Raw genomic sequence first — 4,341 nt, forward strand, 5'->3', positions numbered from 1 at the left:
GGGGACTCCTCGCCGTCCTCGGCGGCCGCCTTGGTGGCAGCCTCCCCGGTGAAGAACTGGATGAGGTCGAACGTGATCGTGCGTCGGTCCGGATCCACGGTCTTGAGGTAGACAGGATGGCGGCCGTCGGCGAGCACGACCGGCTCGCTGGTGGCCGGTCCAGCTGCGGTGGACGGTGGTGCGGCCGTCGTCGCTGGTGTCTCTCCTGCCCCACTGGGCTCCTCGGAGCCGCCGCACCCACCCAGCGCTGTAGCGGCGAGCAGCATCAGCAGCGCGGCGCCGAGCCGGCGAAGGCGCCGGACGGCGGTCGGTGTCGCCTGACGAGAAGCGATCGGCGGGCTCATACTGCGCTCCTGTCCGAGAGGGGCTTGGCTCAATGACCGTCCCGAATGGAGGTTACGCGGCTGTCTCGAGGTTGTACCGGTTCGGGATGCAGGTCAGTATGCTCCACCGCACGTCGGGCCGGGACACGGCCTTTGGACGCCGCCTCCCGTAGACCCGGTCACCCATTTTCTTGTTCGACGACAGTCCACGACCGGGGCACCTGGCCCTGCAGGCCCTGCGCGAGAAGGCGGGCGACGCTGTGTCCTTCCGGATCCTGCGCGACTGGGCAGCCCAGCACCGCTACGGCAACGTGGCCACCGCCCCGTTCATCACGCTCGCCGAGCGCGACAGCGGCAGGAACCTGCATCTTCGACGTCTGGCTCTACCAGCAGGACAAGCCGACGTCCTGGTAGGGCTTTCGGCTGTTCCGAACCGGCGATCACTGAGGTTCAGCCGGCGGCGTCCACGTCGCCGGGGCTGGCCGCCCGCCAACGGATGACCAGAACGAGGCGATCAACCCTGGGAACAGACACGGCGCTCTGGTCGACAGGCACGAGCGCTCAGAAATCCCGCCGCCCATTGAAATGGGTGACCACCTCGGGTCGAGTCAGCTGGTACAACGCGATCCGGTGGCCGCCCGTTGTTCGAAATGAGCAGCACGGCCCGTGGGGGATCTCCAAGGTGCGCTGCCGCTGCCAGCCCCGGGCCTCAAGCCCGGCCAGGGCGGCGCCCAGGTCGGCCACTCGGTACACCAGGATCGGGCGTTCACCCTCGACGTGGTCGGCCAGGAGCACCAGTGGGGGATCCGCGGTGAGCTGAACGGCGGCGACCCTGGTGCCCATCGCCTCGACCGCGAAGACCATGCGCCCGCCCAGGACCTCGGTGAAGTACACCAGGTCGGAGGCCACGTCACGGCTGGGCGTGTACAAGAAGTCGAGCTGTTGGAGCAGCATCTCAGCCATCGCCCAGAGGATAGATCCGGTTGGCGTTCCCTCGGCCGAGAAATCCGGCGATGCGGTCTACGTCGACCGCCGGGCACTCCTCGCGGCGCACCCGGTCCTCAAGGATTGCCGCCAGGCTGTGAGGAACCGCAGAGCGTCGAGGTAGTGGAACTCGGCGAGCGCAAAGCCGTCTGATCTGAAGCCATCGAGATCCAACCGGAATGCGCGTCCGGAAGCCACCGATGGCCGGGTCGGTCCTCTTCGGGTCAGTGCACTTCGTCGACTTGGTTGGCGGTGTTATCGGCACCGGCCAGGTAGTCCTCGACCGCGTCGGTCCGCAGCGCCTGATATAGCGGCTGACCCTTGGTCCGGTCCAGGTAGACCACGCTCTGGCGACCCTCGGTCCCCGTCCCGGCGACCGGCGCGGTCACAAAGACGATGCCGCCCGCGCGCATCGAGCGGAACTGCAGGGCCAGGGAGCGGAGCCGAGAGATGGTGAGCGACTGGTCCACGCTCACGGACTCGGTGGCGGCCTCCAGGAAGGCGTTGAGCTTGAGCGGGTTGGCCAGCGTGCCCCGGTCCACCACCTGGCCAGCGAGCGCCTTGAGGAAGGCCTGCTGGCGCCTGATGCGGCCGAGGTCACCACCGGGCAGGTTCTGGCGCTGACGCACGAAGTCCAGCGCCCGCGCCCCGTCCAGATGCTGGATCCCGGCTGGCCAGACCACCTTCCGCGCCGGGTCCCTGACGGTCCGAGCCACCCGCACGTCCACCCCGCCGAGGGCATCGGTCATGGACTTGAAGCCCTCGAAGTCAAGGATCGCGAAATGGTCGACGCGCACCCCGGTCAGCCGCTCGATGGTGGCGATGAGCAGCGGCGGGCCGCCGAATGAGAAGGCGGCATTCAGCTTGGCGTCCCCGTGGCCCTGGATCGGCACCCAGGCGTCACGCGGAAACGAGACCAGGTAGACGCGCCTCCGGTCGGCGGGGAGATGGACCAGCATGACGGTGTCCGCGCGCTGGGCACCGTACCGCCACAACGGCTGGTTGGCGTCCCGGCCGGTGGTGGCCTGGTCGGCCCGGCGGTCGGAGCCGACCAGCAGCCAGTTCTCGGCCCGGCCCGGAACGCGTACCGGGCGGTCCGACTCGGCCGGGAAGACCCCAGGCACCCGCTGGATGTTCCGGTCATAGGCCCGCTGCCGCTCCAGGAACAGCCCGGTGATGGCCCCGACGAGCAACACCGCCGCCGCGGCGGCGGCAAGCAGCAGGCGGATCAGCACACGGCGGCGACGGGCTCGTGGTGGGTCTCCTGGCTCGAGGCTCCCACCGTCGGCGGACACGCTCATCGGCGCATCTTCCTACAAACCCGCCCAAATGTGTGTCGATCAGCTTGCCAAGCGTAGGGCGCTTCCCGCTTCGCGAGCCACCCGACACCTGCCGCACAAGCACCTCAGCGCCATTTGCCCGTCCATGCGAGAGCCCGTGGATCGTCAGATTGTCCAGCGCATCCGCGCCCGCTCGGTTCGGGCGAGGGTGCGGGCCCGGCGTAGGGGATCTGGGGTCCGGGCCCGACGGGTCGCGGCCAGCACGAGCTGGACCGCAGCCTGGGCGTCGGTCTGCCAGGCGGCGTGGACGGCCACCGGCTTGGCCCCGGTCCGGGTCCGCACCCAGCAGCCCACCACCTCGCCACCCAGCCGCAACGGCGCCGTGGCACCGGTCTGGTCGGCAGGCCAGCGCCCTTCGGCGACCAGCGGCCGGGTGGTGACCCCGACCGTGGGCAGCCCAAGCACGGCCCCGAGGTGCAGGGCGAGGCCGGCGCGGCGGGGATGGTCGCGGCCGGTGGCGTTGACCAGAAGCACCTCGGGGGTGACCGGCAGGGCGCGAACAGCCTGCTCCAGCAGCGGCCCTTCCCGCAGAGCGAGCAGGGCCGGCAGGTACGGCCCACCGGCGGGCCCACTGCTGGTCACCCCGGCCAGCAGGCGACGGCGGTACGTGACCGCTGCCCCGGCGAACCCTCGGTCACCGGCGGCACCGGCGCCGTCGACGCGTTCGAAGCAGACGAAGCAGGCGCCGAACCGTAACATGGTCGTCGGCGGCTGCCAGCGTTCTGGGACTAGCTCCCCCAGGGCTTGCTGCAGCCGGGTGAGCTCGTCAGCGGTGGCCGGCCAAGTCGCCATACCCGCTAGTGTCCGACGCTTCCGCCCTCTGAGTCCGATCGCCGATGGCAGAAGGACCTGTGAACCGCGGCAGGAGATTGAGCGGTTGCCAGCAGGATCGAGGCCTGTCGGCCGAAGCGGCTCAGACACCGGAGGGCTCGAGAGCGTGGCACGGATCGCACCGATGACCGATCCGATCGCCGGTGGCTGGGGGCGTTCGTCATCCAGGACCACCCGTGCGGCCATGAGCGGCGCAGGACAGCTGCTCGGGACGCACCCGTTCCCCGACCTGCCGCTGAATGGGTGCAGCTGGGCTGCGGGATGGAAATGACTCGTGGGCGTAGCCAGAAGGCGCTGAAGAGAGCGTTCCCTACCGACTGGCCCTCCGGAGCGGGACGCCACGGGACCACCCTCGCCCAACGACCACACAGCGTGGTCACCACCTCGTGGTCCAGGCCCATTGGTCAGCACCACACCAGCGACCTGCCCAGGACGCCCTGCGGGGGCCGGTGAGCACCTGCTCGGTCCCATGCTCCCCCGCCACCCGGCCGGCACACCGGCCCTGGACCAGCGCCCGTGTCGGCCCGCTGGGGCCAAGGCGGCGCCGCAGCGGGGTCCGATCGAGGGAGGTTCACCGTGGTCGGCCCGAGGTGCCGGGGTCAGTGCTGGTCGCGGTCCTGGTCCTGGGCCAGATCCAGGGCCAGGCGGATCAGGTACATCGGGCGTCCTTCCTACTCGACAACGCACGCCAGCCAGCAGGCCTGAGCACAGTCAGGAAGTCGAGGCGTCTGGTGGTGCTCCTGGTTCGCCTCGGGCGAGCCCTATACCTCGACCTGGCGAAACGATGAGGACCGATGCCCTGCCGAGCGGCCGTGATGATCCTGTTGCAGTATCACCGTCATGAGCTCGTCAGGAGACACCGA

Annotated in this window: 3 protein-coding genes; all 3 read right to left on the bottom strand. The window is 69.9% G+C overall.

The genetic code is table 11. The features are described 5' to 3' along the window. Positions 1-884: 884 nt before the first annotated feature. Positions 885-1,286, bottom strand: a complete 402-nt coding sequence (locus tag VF468_25345; protein ID HEX5881613.1) for a hypothetical protein — start codon at positions 1,284-1,286, stop codon at positions 885-887. Between the two features lie 245 nt (positions 1,287-1,531). Further along, positions 1,532-2,608, bottom strand: a complete 1,077-nt coding sequence (locus VF468_25350; GenBank protein HEX5881614.1) for an LCP family protein — start codon at positions 2,606-2,608, stop codon at positions 1,532-1,534. 144 nt (positions 2,609-2,752) lie between these two features. Next, positions 2,753-3,346 carry an endonuclease V gene (locus VF468_25355; GenBank protein ID HEX5881615.1) on the bottom strand — a complete coding sequence of 198 codons (594 nt, stop codon included), beginning with the start codon at positions 3,344-3,346 and terminating at the stop codon, positions 2,753-2,755. Positions 3,347-4,341 lie beyond the last annotated feature (995 nt).

Source organism: Actinomycetota bacterium (assembly GCA_036280995.1).
Lineage (GTDB): Bacteria > Actinomycetota > CALGFH01 > CALGFH01 > CALGFH01 > CALGFH01.

Coding starts and splice junctions, on each gene's coding strand:
- VF468_25355 (HEX5881615.1), bottom strand. CDS start 3,346: ATGTTACGGTTCGGCGCCTGCTTCGTCTGCTTCGAACGCGTCGACGGC.
- VF468_25350 (HEX5881614.1), bottom strand. CDS start 2,608: ATGAGCGTGTCCGCCGACGGTGGGAGCCTCGAGCCAGGAGACCCACCA.
- VF468_25345 (HEX5881613.1), bottom strand. CDS start 1,286: ATGGCTGAGATGCTGCTCCAACAGCTCGACTTCTTGTACACGCCCAGC.